Below are 21133 nucleotides of genomic sequence, written 5' to 3' on the forward strand. Positions count from 1 at the left end.
CGAGACGAGAACGGGAGTATGAAAGAGAAATCAGGGAGAAAAGGGCAAAATATCCCTTTAAAAACAATGCCGGTCACCTTAAGTGACCGGCATTACGCCGCGGCGGGTTTTTTTATTGGCTGGCATTCAGGAAAGCTTAACGCCAGGCTTTAAAGCGATTGATCAAGCCGTTGGTTGAGGTGTCGTGGCTGCTCACTGCTTCTTTACCCGCCAGTTCCGGCAGAATACGGTTAGCCAGCTGTTTACCCAGTTCTACGCCCCATTGGTCGAAGGTAAAGATGTTGAGGATCGCGCCTTGGGTGAAGATCTTGTGCTCATACAGGGCAATCAGGCTACCCAGGCTGAACGGGGTAATTTCACGCAGCAGGATGGAGTTGGTTGGGCGGTTGCCTTCAAACACTTTGAATGGGGCAACGTGCTTAACCTCTTGCGGTTTTTTACCCTGTGCGGCGAACTCTTCCTCAACCACATCCAGTGATTTACCGAACGCCAGCGCTTCTGTTTGTGCGAAGAAGTTCGACAGCAGTTTGGCGTGGTGGTCGCTCAGTGGATTATGGCTGATGGCCGGAGCGATAAAGTCGCAAGGCACCAGCTTGGTCCCCTGATGGATCAGCTGATAGAACGCATGTTGGCCGTTGGTGCCTGGTTCACCCCAGATAATCGGGCCGGTCTGGTAATCTACCGGATTGCCGTTACGGTCAACGTATTTGCCGTTAGACTCCATGTTGCCCTGTTGGAAATAAGCGGCAAAACGGTGCATATACTGGTCGTACGGCAGGATCGCTTCGGTTTCTGCGCCGAAGAAATTGTTGTACCAGATACCGATCAGCGCCAACAGCACCGGCAGGTTTTGCTCGGCAGGCGTCTGGGCAAAGTGCTTGTCCATCTCATGCGCGCCGCTCAACAGCTGCTCGAAGTTTTCAAAGCCCAAAGACAGCGCGATAGACAGGCCGATTGCCGACCACAGAGAGTAACGGCCACCCACCCAGTCCCAGAATTCGAACATATTGTCGGTGTCGATACCAAATTCGGCCACCGCTTTACCGTTGGTAGACAGCGCGGCGAAGTGTTTCGCGACGTGCTGCTGATCGCCAGCGGTGTTCAGGAACCAGTCGCGCGCGCTGTGGGCGTTGGTCATGGTTTCCTGAGTCGTGAAGGTTTTAGACGCCACCAGGAACAGCGTAGTCGCCGGATCCAACGGTTTTAGCGTTTCGGCGATATGGGTGCCGTCTACGTTGGACACAAAGTGCATGTTCAGGTGGTTTTTATACGGGCGCAGCGCTTCGGTTGCCATATAAGGGCCGAGGTCTGAACCGCCGATGCCGATGTTGACCACATCGGTAATCGGTTTGCCGGTGTAACCTTTCCAGTCACCGCCAATGACGCGGTCGCAGAACTGTTTCATCTTCGCCAGCACCGCATTGACTTCCGGCATCACGTCCTTGCCATCAACCATGATTGGCGTGTTGCTACGGTTACGCAGGGCAACATGCAGCACTGCACGATCTTCTGTCCGGTTGATTTTCTCACCGGAGAACATCGATTTGATCGCGCTTTGCAGGTCGGTTTCTTTCGCCAGTGCCTGCAGTTTCTCCAGGGTTTCTACGGTGATGCGGTTTTTGGAATAATCTACCAGCATCTGATCGTTGAAGGTGGCAGAGAACTTGGAGAAACGCTCACTATCCTGAGCAAACAGGTCACGGATCTGGACGTCTTTCATTTGTTCGAAATGTTGCTGCAGGGCTTGCCAAGCAGCGGTTTGACTAGGATTGATATTTTTCATAGCGGCGCTCTTATGCTTGAGAATGAATATGAAGTGATGGGCCGATTGTAGCCTGTTCGTCTGTGATTATGATCTCTTTTCTTGCGATAGGCGTTAACTCTCAGACCGTCGCACCCCATTTTTACCTTTCCACAACAATCTGCTGATATTTCACCTAACAGCCTGTTATCACTACGCTGAAACGTCCCTCTAACCACGTTTTTCTGTTAATGCGCAGTCCGCAATATTCGGTCGCTCTGCTCCCTCCAGACCACAGATGAAAATCCCTCAGCGTCTACCCGTTGACAGCGACAGCTAAACCCGTTATTCCTAACAGCCTACTTGCACATCTACTGTGCAAGCCAGAAGAGGCGCGTCGCCCAGGTAGAGTGTCAGAGGAGCCATTATCCGATGACGGCACTGGAGGGGGAGCGACGCCGAGGCGAGATGCTTACGGCAATCATCACGTCGGCTACAGGGGCTGAATCCCCTGAGTTGTCACCATGGGCTGCTCTGTATGAGCAGTCAGCAAGGTGGGGCGCTTCTGGGTGTATCGTAGCCTCAACCTCTACGCCTGCTCCCTGTTTACCGCTCTTCCCTTGTGCCAAGGCTTATGGAAATAAAATGCCAATTTGAATGGCGTCCCTGACACGAGGTTTCACATGACTCAAGCAGCACCCCAAAACACAACCGTAGTAGCCAAATTCGGCGGCACCAGCGTAGCCGATTTCGATGCGATGAACCGCAGCGCCGACGTGGTGCTTTCCAATCCCGATGTCCGTTTGGTGGTTCTCTCCGCCTCTGCCGGTATCACCAACCTGTTGGTGGCCCTGGCCGAAGGTTGCGACGCCGACAAGCGCAACGAACAGCTGGCTGAAATCCGCCGTATTCAATACGCCATTCTCGATCGCCTCGATAACCCAGTGGTGATCCGCCAAGAAATCGACCGCATGCTGGAAAATATCACCACGCTGTCGGAAGCCGCTGCTCTGGCCACCTCTGCCGCACTGACCGATGAACTGGTCAGCCATGGCGAGCTGATGTCTACCCTGCTGTTTGTGGAAATTCTGCGCGGCCGTAAGGTACAGGCAGAATGGTTCGATGTACGTAAAGTGATGCGTACCGACGACCATTTCGGCCGTGCCGTGCCGGACAGCGCCACGTTGACCGAGTTGGCTCAAACCCTGTTGAAGCCGCGCCTGCAACAAGCGTTGGTGATCACCCAGGGCTTTATCGGCTGCGAACCCAAAGGCCGAACCACTACGCTAGGCCGTGGCGGCAGTGACTTTACTGCAGCCCTGTTGGGTGAAGCATTAAACGTCAGCCGCGTGGATATCTGGACTGATGTTCCGGGTATTTATACCACCGACCCACGCGTGGTACCTACCGCCAAACGTATCGATAAAATTGCCTTTGAAGAAGCGGCGGAAATGGCCACTTTCGGTGCCAAAGTACTGCACCCGGCCACTCTGCTGCCTGCCGTGCGCAGCAACATTCCGGTCTTCGTCGGCTCAAGCAAAGATCCCGCCGCGGGTGGCACACTGGTGTGCAATACCACGGAAAACCCGCCGTTGTTCCGCGCACTGGCCTTGCGCCGTAAGCAAACCCTGCTGACGCTGCACAGCCTGAACATGTTGCACGCACGCGGCTTCCTGGCTGAAGTGTTCAACATTCTGGCCCGTCATAATATCTCGGTCGATCTGATCACCACCTCCGAAGTCAGCGTGGCATTGACCATGGATACCACCGGCTCTACGACCACCGGCGGCAGTCTGTTAACGACTTCCCTGCTCACCGAGCTGTCCTCACTGTGCCGGGTGGAAGTGGAAGAAAATCTGGCGCTGGTCGCCCTGATCGGCAACAAGCTCTCCCAGGCTTGTGGCGTCGGTAAAGAGGTGTTCGGCGTGCTGGATCCGTTCAATATCCGCATGATCTGTTACGGAGCCAGCAGCTATAACCTGTGCTTCCTGGTGCCGGGCGATGATGCGGAGCGCGTGGTACAAACGCTGCATCACAATCTGTTTGAGTAAGCCCCTCACCCTACCCCTCTCCCACAGGGAGAGGGGACTTAACGTGCCACAGGTTAATATCTGCACCTACCTGTAGCGCCGAACTCGCCCCCTCTCCCCACCACAGTACAACAGGTATCCCTGGACGCTATATCGGGATAGGGCCGGGGTGAGGGGAGATTGATTGGCCTTAACTGAATCTACAGAGGCTCAGCGCACTGGGCCCACAACAACACACACCACTACCTTCACGTTCAATATTGGCAAAGGATAACCTCTCTCATGCTGGCAAAAATCACCCGCTTATTCCCATTATGGGCCGTGCTGCTCTCCATTGCGGCCTATTACACCCCGTCGACCTTTACCGGTATCAGCCCTTACGTCAGTATGCTGCTGATGCTGATCATGTTTGCCATGGGCGTCACCCTGCGCCTGGAAGACTTCAAGCGTGTTCTGTCGCGCCCCGGCCCGGTAGCGGCGGGGATTTTCCTGCATTACCTGATTATGCCGCTGGCCGCCTGGCTGCTGGCGATGCTGTTCCGTATGCCGCCAGATCTCTCAGCCGGTATGGTACTGGTAGGCAGCGTAGCCAGCGGCACAGCCTCCAACGTGATGATCTATCTGGCTAAAGGCGATGTCGCCCTGTCAGTGACCATTTCGGCCGTCTCTACGCTGGTTGGTGTCTTTGCCACCCCGCTGCTGACACGCCTGTATGTCGATGCCGAGATCAGTGTGGATATCATGGGGATGTTATTCAGCATTCTGCAGATCGTGGTGATCCCGATTGGGCTGGGCCTGATCGTCCACCACAGCTTCACCAAAACCGTCAAGCGGGTTGAGCCCTATCTGCCAGCTCTGTCAATGGTCTGCATTGTGGCGATCATCAGTGCAGTGGTGGCTGGCAGCCAGAGCCATATTGCTTCGGTAGGCTTTGTGGTGATTATTGCGGTGATCCTGCATAACGGCATCGGGCTGCTCGGGGGCTACTGGGGAGGAAAAATGCTCGGGTTCGACGAATCGACCTGCCGTACGCTGGCTATTGAAGTCGGGATGCAAAACTCCGGGCTGGCGGCAACGCTGGGCAAGATCTACTTCTCACCGCTGGCCGCGCTGCCGGGTGCGCTGTTCTCGGTATGGCACAACCTGTCCGGGTCACTGCTGGCGGGTTACTGGTCTGGCCGCCCGATCAAGAAAGTGGATTAATGGCAAACAGGCACACAAGGGGCGCTGCATGCGGCGCCCCTACCCATTCACCAACATTGCCACTTTGTCATCAATCTGAGGGCCATCAACGGCCCTTCATTCACTATGGCGTTCTAGGACTTTCTTCCCAGTCACGGTCATCGTCCTTCTCATCCTGATCCAGTGCATTATAAGCCACCGCGCAGAACAACGAGTTAAGCCGCTTCATATCCCCCAACAGCGCCAGATGCAGCGAGCTGGTTTCGATACTTTGCACATTTTGCTGATGCAGGCGATCGACGTGCGCATGAGCATAGCGACGATCCAGAATGCGGAAACGGTGCTTGGAACGGCGTAACCGCTTGGCGCTGGTGATATCACCGGAGAGAAACACCGACAGGCTAAGGCGCAGATTGTCGGTCAACTTTTCATGCAACTGGTCCAGTTCCGCCAGACCTTCGGCGGAGAACGAACTGCGCGCACCATGTGATTGATCCGCCACATCACTAGCCATACGTTCGATGATATCGCCAGCCTGCTCCAGGTTGAGGGCCATTTCGATAATCTCCGCCCAACGGCGCGAATCCGCCTCTCCCAGATCTTCCCTCTGGATCTGTGCCAGGTAAAGTTTGATGGCGGTGTACAGCACGTGAACGTCATCATCCAGACGGCGCACCTCTTTGTCCTGGCCACGTTTACCGTGCAGCACCTCATGGTGCAGGATCATCATATGTTCTATCACGTCCCCCATCCGCAGGGTTTCCCGCGCCGCATTGGCCAAGGCCAGGCTTGGCGTATCCAGGGCGCTGACGTCAAGGTGACGTGGACGTAAGCGGGGATCATCTGCGGGAACATCGACGATCAGCGTTTCGCACAGGCGTGCCATCGCTCCGGACAGCGGCACCTGTAACAGGCAGCGCACCAGGTTGTAGAACATGTGGAAGTAGATCACCAGCTCTTCGGCATTACCCGGCAGCCGCTCCATGCCATGCGCAATCACGGAAACAAACGGCAGCACCAGCGCACATCCCAGCAACTTGAACAACAGGCTCCCCAACGCTACGCGGCGGCCTGCGGCATTCTGGCCGCTGGTGTTAAGCATCACTAGCAGGCCGCTGCCCAAGTTGGCCCCGATCACCAGGCACAGCGCCACCTGTAGAGAAATCACTCCCGAGGCGGTCAATGTCGCGGTCAACAACACCGCCGCCAGGCTGGAATAACTGATAATGGCAAACAGGGCACCGATCAGCGCATCAAGCATCACATCGCCGGTCAGCGACGAGAAGATCACCTTGACGCCATAGCCCTGAGTGATCGGCGTAGCGGCAGCCACAATCAATTCCAGCGCCAACACAATCAGGCCGAGACCAATGGCAACGCGCCCCATCTGGCCGACACGGGTTTGCTTACGGCTAAGGAATAAAATCACGCCGACAAAAATCAGCAGCGGTGAAAGCCAGGAGAGATTGAACGTCAGCACCCGCGCCATGATCGCCGTACCAACATCGGCCCCCAGCATAATCACCAGCGCAGGCCCAAGCCCTACCAGCCCTTGCGCCACAAAAGAAGAAACCAGCAACGCCGTCGCATTGCTGCTTTGCACTAACGCAGTTACACCGATGCCAGCCACAAAGGCCAACGGCTTTTTCTCTATGCTGTTGCTCAGAATCTGGCGCAGATTGGCACCATAGACCCGCATGATGCCGGTCCGGACGATATGGGTTCCCCACACCAGCATGGCAATGGCGGAAAGCAGATTAAGAAGGGTCAACACGGAAGGCTCACTCCATTGACGCCCGGCAGGCACCACAGGCTATCCCGCCTGCCAGACGCCAGTTAAGCAGGACAGCGGCAAATCGCTTACTTCTCTTTTATATCCTATAGATTGCAAGTTGGCCGCTCTAGCGCATACCTGCGCTCGCGGCATTTGTACATCCTTGTACAGCAATTTGAACTCGGTACTCCACGCCCCCGAAAGGACGCGACTCACAGATGGGCCGAGTAACTCATGTGCGGATAACAACGCTGCAGCTTGAAAGACGACGGGTATGGCAATTAATCCGCATCGTATCCTAAGTTCGGGGCCAGCCAGCGCTCTACGTCGCCGATCTTCATCCCTTTACGCTGCGCGTAGTCTTCGACCTGATCGCGCTGGATCTGTGCCACAGCAAAGTACTTGCTCTGCGGATGGCTGAAATACCAGCCTGATACCGCCGCCCCAGGCCACATGGCGAAGGATTCGGTCAGTTCCATACCGGTATGGCGGTTAACGTCCAGCAACTGCCAGATCTCCGCTTTTTCGGTATGTTCCGGGCAAGCAGGATAGCCGGGGGCCGGACGAATGCCTTGATAATTCTCACGGATCAGCTCTTCGTTACTCAGATTTTCATCGGCGGCAAAGCCCCAGTGCAGCTTGCGCACCTGCTCGTGGAGATATTCGGCGAAGGCCTCCGCCAGACGATCGGATAGCGCCTTGACCATGATCTTGTTGTAGTCGTCATGTCTGGCATCATAAGCCGCTGCCAATGCATCTTCTTCCAGCCCACCGGTTACCGCGAATGCGCCAAAATAGTCGGCTTTGCCGCTGCTTTTCGGGGCGACAAAGTCGGCCAGACAGTAGTTCGGGAAATCGGTTTTTTCCGTTTGCTGACGCAGATGACGGCTGACTACCAGCACTTCGGTGCGACTTTCATCCCGGTAGACTTCCACATCATCCCCTACGCGGTTGGCCGGGAACAGGCCGTAGACGCCACGCGGGTTAAGGCTACCGTTAGCGGCCAGCATATCCAGCATTTCGTTGGCATCCTGGAACAGGCGCTTGGCCTCTTCCCCTACCACTTCATCTTCCAGAATGCGTGGATACTTGCCCGCCAGCGACCAGGTCATAAAGAACGGCGTCCAGTCGATATAATGGCGCAGCGTGTTAATGCTGGCCTCCACCGGGAACACCCCAAGTTTGTTCGGCACTGGCGGTTGGTAGTTTTCCCAATCCAGCACCATGGCGTTATCCCGTGCCTGTTGCAGGCTGACCGGCGACGTACGCGGTTTTTTACGCCCATGCTGGATACGCACGGTTTCATACTCTTTGCGGGTACGGGCGACAAACTCGTCCCGCTGGGTGTCTGACAGCAGCGCCGCAACCACGCCAACGGTACGCGAGGCGTTCTGCACATAGGTAGTCGGGCCGCTGTAGTTCTGCTCAATCTTCACCGCAGTATGAGCCTTGGAGGTAGTCGCCCCGCCGATCAGCAGCGGCAGAGTAAAGCCTTGACGCTCCATCTCTTTTGCTACGTTCACCATTTCGTCCAACGACGGGGTGATCAGGCCAGACAGGCCGATAATGTCCACTTTCTCCTCACGGGCGGTTTTCAGGATCTTGTCCGTCGGCACCATCACGCCCAGATCGATAATTTCGTAGTTGTTACATTGCAGCACCACACCGACAATGTTTTTGCCGATGTCGTGCACGTCGCCCTTCACCGTCGCCAGCAGAATTTTCCCGGCGGTAGTGCCCTTCTGTTTGCTGGCCTCAATGTAAGGTTCAAGGTAGGCCACCGCCTGCTTCATCACACGGGCCGATTTCACCACCTGCGGCAGGAACATTTTGCCCTCGCCAAACAGATCGCCCACCACGTTCATGCCGGCCATCAGCGGCCCTTCGATCACTTCGATCGGGCGATCCGCCTGCTGGCGCGCTTCTTCGGTATCTAACTCAATAAATTCGGTAATACCTTTGACCAGCGAATATTCCAGGCGCTTCACTACCGGCCAACCGCGCCATTCGGCCTGCTGCACCGCCACTTCATTGTCTTTGCTGCCCCGGTATTTCTCCGCCAGCTCCAGCAGGCGCTCGGTGCCGTCCTGACGGCGGTTGAGCACCACGTCCTCAACGGCTTCACGCAGTTCGGTACTGAGATCGTCATAGATCGCCAACTGCCCGGCGTTAACGATCCCCATATCCATGCCGTTGCGTATGGCGTGATACAGAAATACCGCGTGGATCGCTTCACGCACCGGATCGTTACCACGGAACGAGAAGGAGACGTTGGACACGCCGCCGGAGATCATCGCGTGCGGCAGGTGGGTTTTGATGTCGGCGCAGGCTTCGATAAAGTCGACGGCATAGTTGTTATGCTCTTCGATACCGGTCGCGACGGCAAAAATGTTCGGGTCAAAGATGATGTCTTCCGGCGGGAAACCCACGCGTTCCGTCAGGATCTGGTAAGCACGGCGGCAAATCTCAAATTTGCGTTGGCGGGTATCCGCCTGACCAACCTCGTCGAAGGCCATCACCACCACGGCGGCACCGTAGCGGCGTACCAGTTTGGCATGGTGGATAAAGGCTTCTTCTCCCTCTTTCATCGAGATCGAGTTGACGATGCCTTTGCCCTGAATGCATTTCAGGCCCTTTTCGATCACACTCCATTTGGAGGAGTCGATCATGATCGGTACACGGGCAATATCCGGCTCACCGGCGATCAGGCTGAGGAAACGCACCATCGCCGCTTCGGCGTCGAGCATCCCTTCATCCATGTTGATGTCGATGATCTGGGCACCGCTCTCCACCTGCTGGCGGGCCACGGCCAACGCCTCGTTATACTTTTCTTCTTTAATCAACCGCTTGAATCGGGCCGAGCCGGTAACGTTGGTACGCTCGCCTACGTTGACGAACAGCGATTTGGCATCAATATTCAGTGGTTCCAGGCCGGACAGGCGGCAAGCCACCGGTAGCTCTGGCAGTTGCCGTGGCGGTACGCCCTCGACCGCTTTAGCCATCGCGGCAATATGCGCCGGCGTGGTGCCACAGCAGCCACCGATGATATTGAGGAAACCAGCGTGCGCCCATTCGCCCACCTGTTTAGCCATCTCTTCAGCATCGAGATCGTATTCACCAAAGGCATTGGGCAAACCGGCGTTCGGGTGGGCAGTGACATAGCTTTCAGAGATGCGCGACAACTCCGCCACGTATTGGCGTAACTCATCCGGGCCAAGCGCACAGTTCAGGCCAAAGGTCAGCGGTTTGACGTGACGCAACGAGTTGTAGAACGCTTCGGTGGTCTGGCCGGAAAGGGTGCGGCCAGAGGCGTCGGTGATGGTGCCGGAAATCATGATCGGTAAGGTCACCCCCAGCGCTTCAAACTCGGTTTCGACCGCAAAGGCCGCCGCTTTGGCATTCAGGGTATCGAAGATGGTTTCGATCATGATCAGATCGACGCCCCCTGCCACCAGCGCGCGGGTTGATTCGCGGTAAGCCTCTACCAACTGATCAAAAGAGACATTACGGAAGGCCGGATCGTTAACGTCAGGGGAGATAGAAGCGGTACGGTTGGTTGGGCCAAGCACGCCAGCGACGTAGCGCGGTCTTTCCGGGGTGCGCGCCGTCCATTCATCAGCACAGGCGCGAGCCAGCACAGCGGCCTGGTAGTTAATTTCGGCGGACAGCGACTCCATATGGTAGTCGGCCATCGCGATAGTGGTCGAGTTGAAGGTGTTGGTTTCGAGGATGTCGGCCCCCGCCTCCAGGTAACCGTTGTGGATCGCGGTGATCACCTCCGGCTTGCTTAACACCAGCAGGTCGTTATTGCCTTTCAGATCGCTTTGCCAATCGGCAAAACGCTCACCGCGGTAGTCTGCCTCCTCCAGCCGATAGCTCTGGATCATGGTGCCCATACCGCCGTCCAACACTAAAATACGCTGCGATAGCTGCTGACGCAGTTGTTCCACTCGATTTATCACTGTATCCCCTTCACACCCGATTATCCACCCGACGACTTATACCCCACATCCCAATGTTGTAGCGGCGCGGCACGCTGCGCCCGTCATGCATCCTGCAACTTGAAAGATGGAGGGTCTGACATCCTAGCACAGGTTATCGCGGCAAAGTTGCGAGCGGGTATTGAGAGTTTTTCAGGTTCGCCAAGCAACAGATCCGATGAGCGGAGAAGCAACTTGCAATTCATACTCAAAAAACGAAAATGAATTCCATCATACGGAAAGCATAAGGTGAATCATGGCCACTCCCGTTCCCGCCAAGCGCGGTAAAAAACCTCGTGCCGCCGCGCCCACCGCCAGCACGGCGACCGGCCAGGTCCAGTCACTGACCCGTGGCCTGAAGCTATTGGAATATATTGCCGAAGCGCAAGGCAACGTGGCACTGACCGATCTGGCCCAGCAGGCCGGGTTGCCCAACTCCACCACTCATCGCCTGCTGACGACCATGCAGCAGCAGGGTTTTGTCCGTCAGGTGGGCGATCTTGGCCTGTGGACCATGGGGGCGCATGCGTTTGTGGTAGGCAGCAGCTTCCTGCAAAGCCGTAACCTGCTGGCCATGGTGCACCCAACGCTGCGCCGCCTGATGGAAGAGTCCGGTGAAACGGTCAACCTGGCGGTGATGGACAAAGCCGAAGATCAGGCGGTGATTATCGATCAGGTGCAATGCACCGCGTTGATGCGCATGTCGGCCCCGATTGGCGGCAAGCTGCCGATGCATGCTTCCGGTGCTGGCAAAGCCTTTCTGGCCAGCATGCAGGACGATGAGGTAACCCGGCTGCTGCATAAAAAAGGCATGCACACCTATACCCCGCATACGCTAACGCCACATAACCTGAAAGAAGGGTTGGCGGTGATCCGCAAGCAGGGATTCTCGCTTGACGATGAAGAACATGCCCTTGGCCTACGCTGTCTGGCCGCCTGCATCTTTGACGAACACCGCGAAGCCTTTGCCGCCATCTCCATCTCCGGTCCGGTATCGCGTATTACCGACGATCGCGTGACGGAGTTGGGTGCACTGGTGATCCACGCCGCAAAAGAGATCAGCCTGGAGTACGGCGGCGTACGGTGATTAGACGGGCGCTGCATACGGCTAGACGGGCACAACATGCAGCGCCCCAACATCGTGATGACCAGCAAATCCCCCCTGTTATTTTTCTGTATCGCGCTATAGAGACTTTGTTTCGCATTCGGCGAAAAGTATGAATTCGATCACAATTAGTGAACTTGCCGCCGAAAGCCGATTGCAACCTTTGGTACTTCCCTCGACAATGTTACCGATAACATGTTACCGGTAACAGAAAGCCGATAACCAAATATTGCCGCAGCAGACTATGACTCGCAGGTGGGGAGAACCAAACCATGATCAATAATCAGAATCGTGTTTACGTCATTATGGGCGTTTCCGGCAGCGGCAAGTCTGCCGTCGCCAATGCCGTTGCCCAACGGCTATCCGCCAACTTCCTGGACGGTGACTTTCTCCATCCGCGCTGCAATATCCAGAAAATGGCCTCAGGCGAACCGCTCAATGACAACGATCGTGCACCGTGGTTGGCCGCCCTGAACGACGCGGCTTTCGCCATGCAGCGTACCAATTCAGTCTCCATCATCGTCTGCTCTGCGCTGAAAAAACATTATCGCGATCGGCTGCGTGCCGGTAACGACAACCTGTCGTTTATCTATCTGCACGGTGATTTCTCGGTGATCGAGGCTCGGCTGGCTGCCCGCAAGGGGCATTTCTTCAAACCCCAAATGCTGGTCACCCAGTTCGCCACGCTGGAGCAGCCGGGCCAGGATGAAAACGACGTCCAGACCATCGATATCGATCAGCCATTGGATGCGGTGATTGCCGACACCGTACGGCATATCCAGAGCTGCACAGTGAGGACAGTATGATTAACAACACACTGGCCCAGGTTACACAACGCATCATTGAACGTTCAAAAGCAAGCCGAACAGCCTATCTGGCACGTATTAATAAAGCCCGTGCGCAGACGGTACACCGCTCGCAGCTAGCCTGTGGCAACCTGGCCCATGGCTTTGCCGCCTGCCAGCCCGATGATAAGGCCGCCCTGAAAAACATGGTGCGCAGCGATATCGCCATCATTACCGCCTACAACGATATGCTCTCCGCCCACCAGCCTTATGAAAACTACCCACAGCGGCTAAAGCAGGCACTGCACAGCGTTGGCGCCGTTGGCCAGGTCGCAGGGGGCGTACCAGCAATGTGCGATGGCGTGACGCAGGGGCAGGACGGCATGGAGCTGTCGTTAATGAGCCGTGATGTAATTGCCATGTCCGCAGCCATCGGTCTCTCCCATAACATGTTTGATGGCGCGCTGTTTCTGGGTATCTGCGACAAGATTGTGCCAGGGTTGGTGATGTCCGCCCTGTCCTTCGGCCATTTGCCTGCGGTGTTTGTGCCTGCCGGGCCGATGAGCAGCGGCCTGCCGAATAAAGAGAAAGTGCGTGTGCGCCAGCTGTATGCGGAGGGCAAAGCCGATCGCCACGCGCTGCTGGAAGCCGAGGCCGCCTCTTACCACGGCGTTGGCACCTGTACCTTCTACGGCACCGCCAACACCAACCAGATGGTGATGGAAGTGATGGGCCTGCATCTGCCCGGCGCCTCTTTCGTTCATCCAGACACACCGCTGCGCGATGCGCTCAATGATGCCGCCGCTCGCCAAATCACCCGCCTGACAGAAACCGCTGGTAATTACCTGCCGATAGGCCAGTTGGTAGATGAAAAAGTAGTGGTCAACGGTATCGTATCGCTACTAGCCACCGGGGGATCAACCAACCTGACGATGCATATGGTGGCCATGGCTCGCGCAGCGGGCATCATCATCAACTGGGATGACTTCTCTGAGCTTTCCGACTCGGTGCCACTGTTGTGCCGCATCTACCCCAACGGCCCGGCGGATATCAACCAGTTCCAGGCCGCAGGTGGCGTGCAGTTAGTAGTACGTGAGTTGCTGAACAGCGGCCTGCTGCATCAGGATGTGCATACCGTCGCCGGTTTCGGCCTGGAGCGCTACACCCAGGAACCTTGGCTGGATAATGGCCGGTTGACCTGGCGTGACGGGGCAGCAAGTTCGCTGGACGCTAACGTGATTGCCAGCATAGCCAAACCGTTCGAGCACCATGGAGGCACCAAGGTGCTGGCCGGTAATCTGGGCCGTGCGGTGATGAAGACGTCGGCGGTGCCTGCCGATAATCAGATTATCGAAGCCCCGGCGATAGTCTTCGAAAGCCAGCACGATATCGTCCCCGCCTTCGAAGCGGGCAAGTTGGATCGGGACTGCGTGGTGGTTGTACGTTTCCAGGGGCCACAGGCCAATGGCATGCCTGAACTGCATAAGCTGATGCCACCGCTTGGGGTATTGATGGATCGCGGCTTCAAGGTGGCGTTGGTGACTGATGGCCGCCTGTCCGGCGCTTCCGGCAAGGTTCCTTCCGCGATCCATGTCACCCCGGAGGCGTACACTGGCGGTATGCTGGCCAAAGTACAAAGCGGCGATATTATCCGGGTGAATGGCCGCACCGGCGAGCTGCAACTGCTAGTCGCTGAAGCCGAATTGGCCCTGCGCACAGCCTATCAGCCCGATCTGAGCGGTGAAAGGAACGGCTGTGGCCGTGAACTGTTCGGTGCGCTACGCAGCCAGCTTTCCGGGGCCGAACAGGGCGCCTGCTGCATCACGTTTTAATCCTGACCCTGGCCCAGCCTGCTGGGCCTGCTATCAGCCAGCCTGCGCGTATCCCGAAGGTAACCGCTGGCTGAAACGCCGCTTTTTACGGTAGGCAAACACATCTTCGACGTACCCCTCTTTGATGCGTTGCTGCAACCCTCGCCAGTAATCCGCTTCGAACAAATCGCTGTGCATCTCCTCAAAGACCTTGCGGATACGCCGGTCGCCGCACAGGAAATGGCGAAACTCTTCGGGGAAGACGTCGTTGGGTGAAATGCTGTACCAGGGTTCGCTGGCCAATTCATCTTCCGGATAGCGTGGCGGCGGGATATTACGGAAATTCACCTCGGTCATGTAGCAAATCTCGTCGTAGTCGTAAAACACCACGCGGCCATGACGCGTCACGCCGAAGTTTTTGAACAACATATCGCCGGGGAAGATATTGGCCGCAGCCAGCTGTTTGATCGCATTACCATATTCTTCGATGGCGTCATGCATTTGCCGTTCGTCAGCCTGCTCGAGATACAGGTTCAGCGGCGTCATCCGCCGTTCCATATACAAATGTTTGATGACCACACGATCGCCGAGATCTTCCAGCTTTTCAGGCACTTCACGCTGTAACTCCGCCAGCAGTTGGGGGCTGATGCGCGCTTTATCCACCACAAAATTCTCATATTCCTGGGTATCGGCCATCCGCCCGACGCGATCGTGTTCTTTTACCAGTTGGTAGCAGGCCATCACCTGCGCCTGCGTAACCTCTTTCTGCGGCGCGAATTCGTCTTTGATCACTTTGAATACCCGATCAAAGGACGGCAGCGTAAACACCAGCATCACCATGCCTTTCACGCCCGGCGCAATAATGAATTGCTCCTGCGACTGCGCCATAAAATTCAGGTATTCGCGGTAGCATTCGGTTTTGCCATGCTTCTGGCAGCCGATCGCCATATACAGTTCGGCGGTGGTTTTACCCGGCAGGATCTCCCGCAACCATTCGACCATCGCCGCTGGCAACGGGGCATAGACCATAAAGTAGGAACGGGCGAAGCCAAACACGATGCTGGCTTCTGCCTTGCTGGTCAGGCAGGTATCAATGAACAACGCGCCTGACTCGCTATGGTGGATCGGCAACAGGAACGGGTAAACCCCATCGGCCAACCGCAGCTTACCGACCAACCAGGCCGCCTTGTTACGGTAAAACAGCTCATTGCCGATTTGAAACGTCGCTCCGGCTAGCTGTTGGGAGCTGAAGGTTTGCAGTAAGGCTTGGGTGATATAACGAATATCGCGTGGCAGATCTTCCCACGGCAGGCGCAGTGGCAAGTCGGTCAACAGGCTGTGCAGCATGGCTGCCAAATCACCGTTGGGGGTAAAATCACGGGCTAATGGCCTGGGGATATCGCGAAAGCGCCGTTCAGGCTGCGAACTGAAAACGAACAGCTTGTCCGGGGTTAAATCCCGATGTTTGAACAGCCGGCAGTAAACCGAATTAAAGAAACTTTCGGCAATCTCAAAACGCGGATAGTCGGGCAACAGTTCGGTATAAACCGCCTTCACCCGGTTGGGGAAATCCGCATCGTAATATTTCTGCCCGGTGATGCATTTCAGTTGCTCGACCACCAGGCCGACGTGGTGGTCGTAAAGATGGATACGTCGTTTCATCGCCTGCTGTACGGCGGGCCAGTCTGCCTGCTCAAAACGCTGCTGCGCTCCGGCCGTGACTTCCAGAAAGCGGCCATATTGCGCATCAAAGCCCTGCAGGATCGTCTGTGCAATCAACAGCTCCAGTTTTTCCGCCATCTTTGCCTCTGCCATTCAGGAATGAAACAAGAGCCTGACACCGTGCCAGGCCCCTTGGGGGATCAGAACTGCTGTTCTTCGGTAGAGCCGGTCAGTGCCGTTACTGAGGAAGCGCCCCCCTGAATAATGGTGGTCACCTTATCGAAGTAGCCGGTCCCCACTTCCTGCTGATGCGAAGCAAAGGTGTAACCGCGTTCGACGGCGGCAAATTCCGGCTGCTGTACTTTTTCAACATAGTGCTTCATGCCTTCGCCACGCGCATAAGCATGTGCCAGATCGAACATGTTGAACCACATGCTATGGATACCGGCCAGCGTGATGAACTGGTATTTGTAGCCCATGGCGGACAGCGCGTCCTGGAAGCGGGCGATAGTCTGATCGTCCAGGTTCTTTTTCCAGTTGAACGACGGTGAGCAGTTATAGGCCAGCAGCTTGCCCGGGAACTTGGCATGGATCGCATCGGCAAAGCGTTGCGCAGCTTCCAAGTCCGGCGTAGAGGTTTCGCACCACACCAGATCGGCATAAGGCGCATAGGCCAGCCCACGGCTGATCGCCTGCTCAATACCGGCATGGGTACGGTAGAAACCTTCGGCGGTGCGTTCACCAGACACGAAGGCGCTATCATACGGATCGCAATCGGAGGTCAGCAGGTCTGCCGCATCGGCATCAGTACGAGCAATCAACAGGGTTGGGACACCGAGAACGTCAGCGGCCAAGCGCGCCGCAACCAGCTTCTGGATAGCTTCCTGGGTCGGTACCAAGACCTTGCCGCCCATATGGCCACACTTTTTCACCGCCGCCAGTTGATCTTCGAAATGCACCCCGGCGGCACCGGCTTCGATCATCGCCTTCATCAGTTCGAAGGCGTTCAGCACGCCGCCAAACCCGGCTTCGGCATCCGCCACGATCGGCAGGAAGTAATCGGTATAGCCTTTGCTGCCAGGTTCAATCTGGTTTGCCCACTGGATCTGATCCGCCCGACGGAAGGTATTATTGATACGCTCAACCACCGTTGGGACGGAGTCTACCGGGTACAGTGATTGATCGGGATACATAGCGGCAGCGGTGTTAGCATCGGCCGCGACCTGCCAACCTGAAAGGTAGATCGCTTCTACGCCCGCTTTCGCCTGTTGTAGCGCCTGGCCACCGGTCAATGCCCCAAGGCTGTTCACGTACCCTTTGCGGGATTTACCGTGCAGCAGTTCCCAGAGTTTCGCTGCACCGTTTTGCGCCAAGGTGCAAACCGGATTAACCGAGCCGCGCAGGTTGATCACGTCTTCGGCGCTGTAAGGACGGGTGATGCCCTCCCAGCGTGCTGATTTCCATTCCTGCTCCAGCTGTTGGATCTGTTGGGTACGAGAGGTCGTCATATTTTTATCCTTTTCAATACTGTAGGGTTAAAGGTCAGGAACGGTTTCAGGCCAGTAATTCGTAGCCGGGTAAGGTCAGGAAATCGATTAATTCGTCTTGGGTGGTAATACGCTCCATCAGTTGCGCCGCCTCTTCGAAACGGCCTGCGTGATAACGCGCATCACCCAGTTCTTTACGAACGACCTGCATCTCTTCCTGCAGCATCTGGCGGAACAGGGCTTTGGTTACCTGTTGGCCATTGCTGAGGCTTTTCTCATGATGGATCCACTGCCAGATAGAGGTACGTGAAATCTCGGCGGTAGCGGCATCTTCCATCAGGCCATAAATCGGTACGCAGCCATTGCCGGAGATCCAGGCTTCAATGTATTGCACCGCCACGCGGATATTGGCACGCATACCGGTTTCGGTACGCTCACCGTCACACGGCTCCAGCAGTTGCGCCGCCGTGATAGGAGCATCATTCTCACGCGACACGTCTAGTTGGTTCTGTCGCTCACCCAGGATGCGGTTAAACACTTCCATCACCGTATCGGCCAGACCTGGATGTGCCACCCAAGTCCCGTCATGGCCATTGGTCGCTTCCAGTTCTTTATCCGCACGCACCTTGCCCAATACCACCGCGTTCTGCTCGGCGTCTTTGCTGGGGATAAACGCCGCCATTCCGCCCATCGCAAAAGCTCCACGGCGGTGGCAGGTCTTGATCAGCAAGCGTGAATAGGCACTGAGGAAAGGCTGGGTCATGGTGACGGACTGACGATCCGGCAAGACTCGATCGCCATGGTTCTTCAGCGTTTTGATGTAGCTGAAGATGTAGTCCCAACGGCCACAGTTCAGCCCGACGATATGATCGCGCAGGTGATACAGGATCTCGTCCATCTGGAATACCGCGGGCAGGGTTTCAATCAACACCGTGGCCTTGATGGTGCCGCGCGGTAACTCGAAGCGATCCTCGGTAAAACTAAAGACTTCGCTCCACCAGGCAGCCTCCTGCCAGGACTGGGTTTTCGGCAGGTAGAAATACGGACCACTGCCTTTTGCCAGCAGTTGGCGATAGTTATGGAAGAAATAGAGGGCAAAATCGAACAACCCGCCAGGAATCGCTTCCCCCTGCCACTGTACGTGTTTTTCCGGCAAATGCAGGCCGCGCACGCGGGCAATCAACACCGCCGGGTTGGGTTTGAGCTGGTAAATCTTGCCGGCTTCATTGGTGTAAGAGATGGTGCCGTTGACCGCATCATGCAGATTGATCTGCCCGTCGATAACCTTGTCCCAGCTGGGTGCCAGTGAGTCTTCAAAGTCGGCCATAAACACTTTGACGTTGGCATTGAGGGCGTTGATCACCATTTTACGTTCAACCGGACCGGTAATCTCAACCCGGCGATCGCGCAAGTCAGCGGGAACGCCGCGGATCTGCCAGTCACCCTGCCGAATGGAATCCGTTTCCGAAATAAATCCAGGCAACTCACCGCGATCGATTTTCTCTTGCCAGTTGGCACGTGCCGCCAACAGCTTATTGCGTTGTGGCGTAAATTTCCCCACCAGTTCAGCCAGGAACTCGACCGCGTTATCCGTCAGAACCTGCCGCTCTGCAGAGCCGAAAGTCTGTGTAAACGCTAATTCTGTGCCTACCATCTGTTGCGTCATTGTCTTGATCCTTTCCATCATTCCACGCCGCCATTGCAGGCCAGGCGAAGCATTGTTGTCGGAAATCGGGTGAAAAAAAGACCGCCAACTGGTCAGATGTCACCCCGCAGGATCCTAGAATAACCAACAAAAATTAAAAATCAAAAACGATTTCCATTTTTTTAATAAATATTTTATTAACCTTTTATTATCAATTAATTAGATTATTTATCATTAATAACAAACTAGGAAACCGGTTCCATTACGACAAAGGAATATCGGTAATACGTTGTTTTTAAATGAGTTATAGGTACTGAAACGTTGCAGACTTGGCAGGAAAAACGGCGGGGTAAACCAGGGTGGCCTCGATTCAGCCACCCGGTGCAGAGAAAAATGTTATTCGAGGGTAGGATTCATATGACGCAGATCGAACGGCGTGATCTGGTAAACGTAGTAGTTCAACCAGTTGGAAAACAGCAGGTGACCATGGCTTCGCCATGACGCTGCGGGGGGCAATTCGGGGTTATCATCGGGGAAATAATTTAACGGTACGCTCGGGTTGAGGCCTGCATCGTTATCGCGACAATACTCACCCGCTAACGTCAGGGTGTCATATTCCGGATGCCCGGTGACAAAGGCCATGCGTTTGTCTTTGGTAGCAAACAGATAGGCACCGGCCAGCTCTGATTCAGCCAGGATATCCAGATCGGTGTACTGCCGCAGGATCTCGGTTGGGAAATCGGCATAACGGGAGTGAGGAGCCAGGAAGGTTTCATCAAAACCCCGCGTCAGCAAGGCATGCTGGTGCAGCGTTCGATGCTGGTACACCCCAGAGAGCTTTACGTCACGCGTCTTCTTTGGAATGCCGTACAGGATGTTTAGCGCGGCCTGCACTGCCCAACAGACAAACAGGGTTGAGGTCACATGATCCTTGGCCCACTCAATCACTCGCTCGATCTGCGGCCAATAGGCGACATCACAGAAGTCCACCAGGCCCAGCGGAGCGCCGGTGACGATCAGCCCGTCAAAGTTCTCATTCTGGATATCTTCAAAGTTACAGTAGAAATTATTCAGATGCTCCGTAGGCGTGTTCTTCGATTCACGGCTATCGATGCGCAGTAACTGAATATCGATCTGCAATGGGGAGTTGGAAAGTAAACGCAGAAACTGGTTTTCCGTTTCGATCTTTTTCGGCATCAGATTGAGGATGAGTACCTTTAATGGCCTGATTTCCTGTGTTTTTGCGCGTGAGGATGTCATGACAAACACGTTCTCATTACGCAAGAAATTGACCGCAGGTAACTCATCAGGAACACGAATCGGCATTGCTTACCCCTCACACATCCGTTTATACGTTTAGACTTCTAGATGCCCGAAGATAGCGCTTTTTTTGCCTCATGTCGAGGATTCAGCGGGAAGGTGAAAATGTTTCATAGTCAGGCAGGGAGGGCTGTTCGTAAATAGTAAAGCAGGGGGCTTTTGTCTGTTTAGTTGGCAGTCGTCCCCTCACCCTAGCCCTCTCCCCCAGGAGAGGGAACCGATCGAGTCCGCTGATCTTTCTGCATCATACTCCACCGTGACTTCTCACCTGCCGAAGCAGCACAGACTTCTCAACGATGCCGGGCTGCTCCCTCTCCCCCACTCAGGTGTTCATGATATCCCCGGTCACTACCCTGGGAGAGGGTGGGGGTGAGGGGGAACCGCGATCTCTGGCTCACCCTTGATTACCCAGACGGGCGCAGCATGCAGCGCCCTACGTTTTGAGTCCGACTTTCGGTGTTCCATGCATAGCAAAAAGGCCATCCTTGCGGATGGCCTCTTGGCTTAATTGATGCTTGGCAGTGTCCTACTCTCGCATGGGGAGACCCCACACTACCATCGGCGCTACGGCGTTTCACTTCTGAGTTCGGCATGGGGTCAGGTGGGACCAC

12 protein-coding genes, 1 rRNA gene and 1 riboswitch are annotated in these 21133 nt (G+C 55.7%); of the genes, 5 read left to right on the forward strand and 8 right to left on the reverse strand.

Features of this window, described 5'->3' with window-relative positions; all coding sequences use genetic code 11:
• Nucleotides 1-136 precede the first annotated feature (136 nt).
• Nucleotides 137-1783: a glucose-6-phosphate isomerase gene (gene pgi, locus ABIE29_RS23085; protein WP_429621624.1), complete on the reverse strand. Its 1647-nt coding sequence runs from the start codon at nucleotides 1781-1783 to the stop codon at nucleotides 137-139.
• A 337-nt stretch (nucleotides 1784-2120) separates the two neighbouring features.
• Nucleotides 2121-2314: riboswitch (Lysine riboswitch) on the forward strand.
• A gap of 110 nt (nucleotides 2315-2424) precedes the next feature.
• On the opposite strand from pgi, the gene lysC reads away from it, so the two are divergent.
• Both lysC and panS read left to right on the forward strand, forming a co-directional pair.
• Nucleotides 2425-3792, forward strand: coding sequence for a lysine-sensitive aspartokinase 3 (lysC, locus tag ABIE29_RS23090; protein ID WP_429621626.1), 1368 nt, complete (start codon nucleotides 2425-2427; stop codon nucleotides 3790-3792).
• 261 nt (nucleotides 3793-4053) lie between these two features.
• The gene (gene panS, locus ABIE29_RS23095) at nucleotides 4054-4974 is read left to right on the forward strand and encodes a ketopantoate/pantoate/pantothenate transporter PanS (RefSeq protein WP_429621628.1); all 921 of its coding nucleotides are present in this window, start codon (nucleotides 4054-4056) and stop codon (nucleotides 4972-4974) included.
• Between the two features lie 103 nt (nucleotides 4975-5077).
• On the opposite strand, the gene ABIE29_RS23100 is transcribed toward panS, so the two are convergent.
• Together ABIE29_RS23100 and metH are read right to left on the reverse strand one after the other, a co-directional pair.
• Nucleotides 5078-6727, reverse strand: a complete 1650-nt coding sequence (locus ABIE29_RS23100) for a Na/Pi cotransporter family protein (RefSeq protein WP_429621630.1) — start codon at nucleotides 6725-6727, stop codon at nucleotides 5078-5080.
• 281 nt (nucleotides 6728-7008) lie between these two features.
• Nucleotides 7009-10689: a methionine synthase gene (gene metH / locus ABIE29_RS23105; RefSeq protein WP_429621632.1), complete on the reverse strand. Its 3681-nt coding sequence runs from the start codon at nucleotides 10687-10689 to the stop codon at nucleotides 7009-7011.
• A gap of 274 nt (nucleotides 10690-10963) precedes the next feature.
• Here metH and iclR point away from each other — a divergent pair, with 274 nt between their 5' ends.
• From iclR to edd, 3 genes are all read left to right on the forward strand, one after another.
• The gene (iclR, locus tag ABIE29_RS23110) at nucleotides 10964-11794 is read left to right on the forward strand and encodes a glyoxylate bypass operon transcriptional repressor IclR (RefSeq protein WP_429621634.1); all 831 of its coding nucleotides are present in this window, start codon (nucleotides 10964-10966) and stop codon (nucleotides 11792-11794) included.
• A gap of 290 nt (nucleotides 11795-12084) precedes the next feature.
• Complete coding sequence (gntK, locus tag ABIE29_RS23115) at nucleotides 12085-12618, forward strand: gluconokinase (RefSeq protein WP_429621636.1); 534 nt, start codon at nucleotides 12085-12087, stop codon at nucleotides 12616-12618.
• Nucleotides 12615-14429, forward strand: a complete 1815-nt coding sequence (edd, locus tag ABIE29_RS23120; protein WP_429621638.1) for a phosphogluconate dehydratase — start codon at nucleotides 12615-12617, stop codon at nucleotides 14427-14429. Before gntK ends, edd begins: the two co-directional genes overlap by 4 nt.
• Nucleotides 14430-14462: 33 nt before the next feature.
• Here the strand turns inward: edd and aceK are convergent, their stop codons facing one another.
• The 5 genes from aceK to rrf form a co-directional block, all read right to left on the reverse strand.
• Nucleotides 14463-16208 carry a bifunctional isocitrate dehydrogenase kinase/phosphatase gene (aceK, locus tag ABIE29_RS23125; RefSeq protein ID WP_429621640.1) on the reverse strand — a complete coding sequence of 582 codons (1746 nt, stop codon included), beginning with the start codon at nucleotides 16206-16208 and terminating at the stop codon, nucleotides 14463-14465.
• Between the two features lie 62 nt (nucleotides 16209-16270).
• A complete protein-coding gene (gene aceA / locus ABIE29_RS23130) occupies nucleotides 16271-17578 on the reverse strand; it encodes an isocitrate lyase (protein WP_021180852.1) in 1308 nt (435 codons plus the stop codon).
• A gap of 46 nt (nucleotides 17579-17624) precedes the next feature.
• Nucleotides 17625-19223, reverse strand: a complete 1599-nt coding sequence (aceB, locus tag ABIE29_RS23135) for a malate synthase A (protein ID WP_429621642.1) — start codon at nucleotides 19221-19223, stop codon at nucleotides 17625-17627.
• A gap of 375 nt (nucleotides 19224-19598) precedes the next feature.
• The gene (gene metA, locus ABIE29_RS23140; protein ID WP_429621644.1) at nucleotides 19599-20528 is read right to left on the reverse strand and encodes a homoserine O-succinyltransferase MetA; all 930 of its coding nucleotides are present in this window, start codon (nucleotides 20526-20528) and stop codon (nucleotides 19599-19601) included.
• A gap of 507 nt (nucleotides 20529-21035) precedes the next feature.
• Nucleotides 21036-21133 (reverse strand): 5S ribosomal RNA (gene rrf, locus ABIE29_RS23145); the annotation flags it as partial.

This window comes from Serratia sp. 2723 (assembly GCF_050434425.1).
In the GTDB taxonomy this organism is placed as follows: Bacteria; Pseudomonadota; Gammaproteobacteria; order Enterobacterales; family Enterobacteriaceae; genus Chania.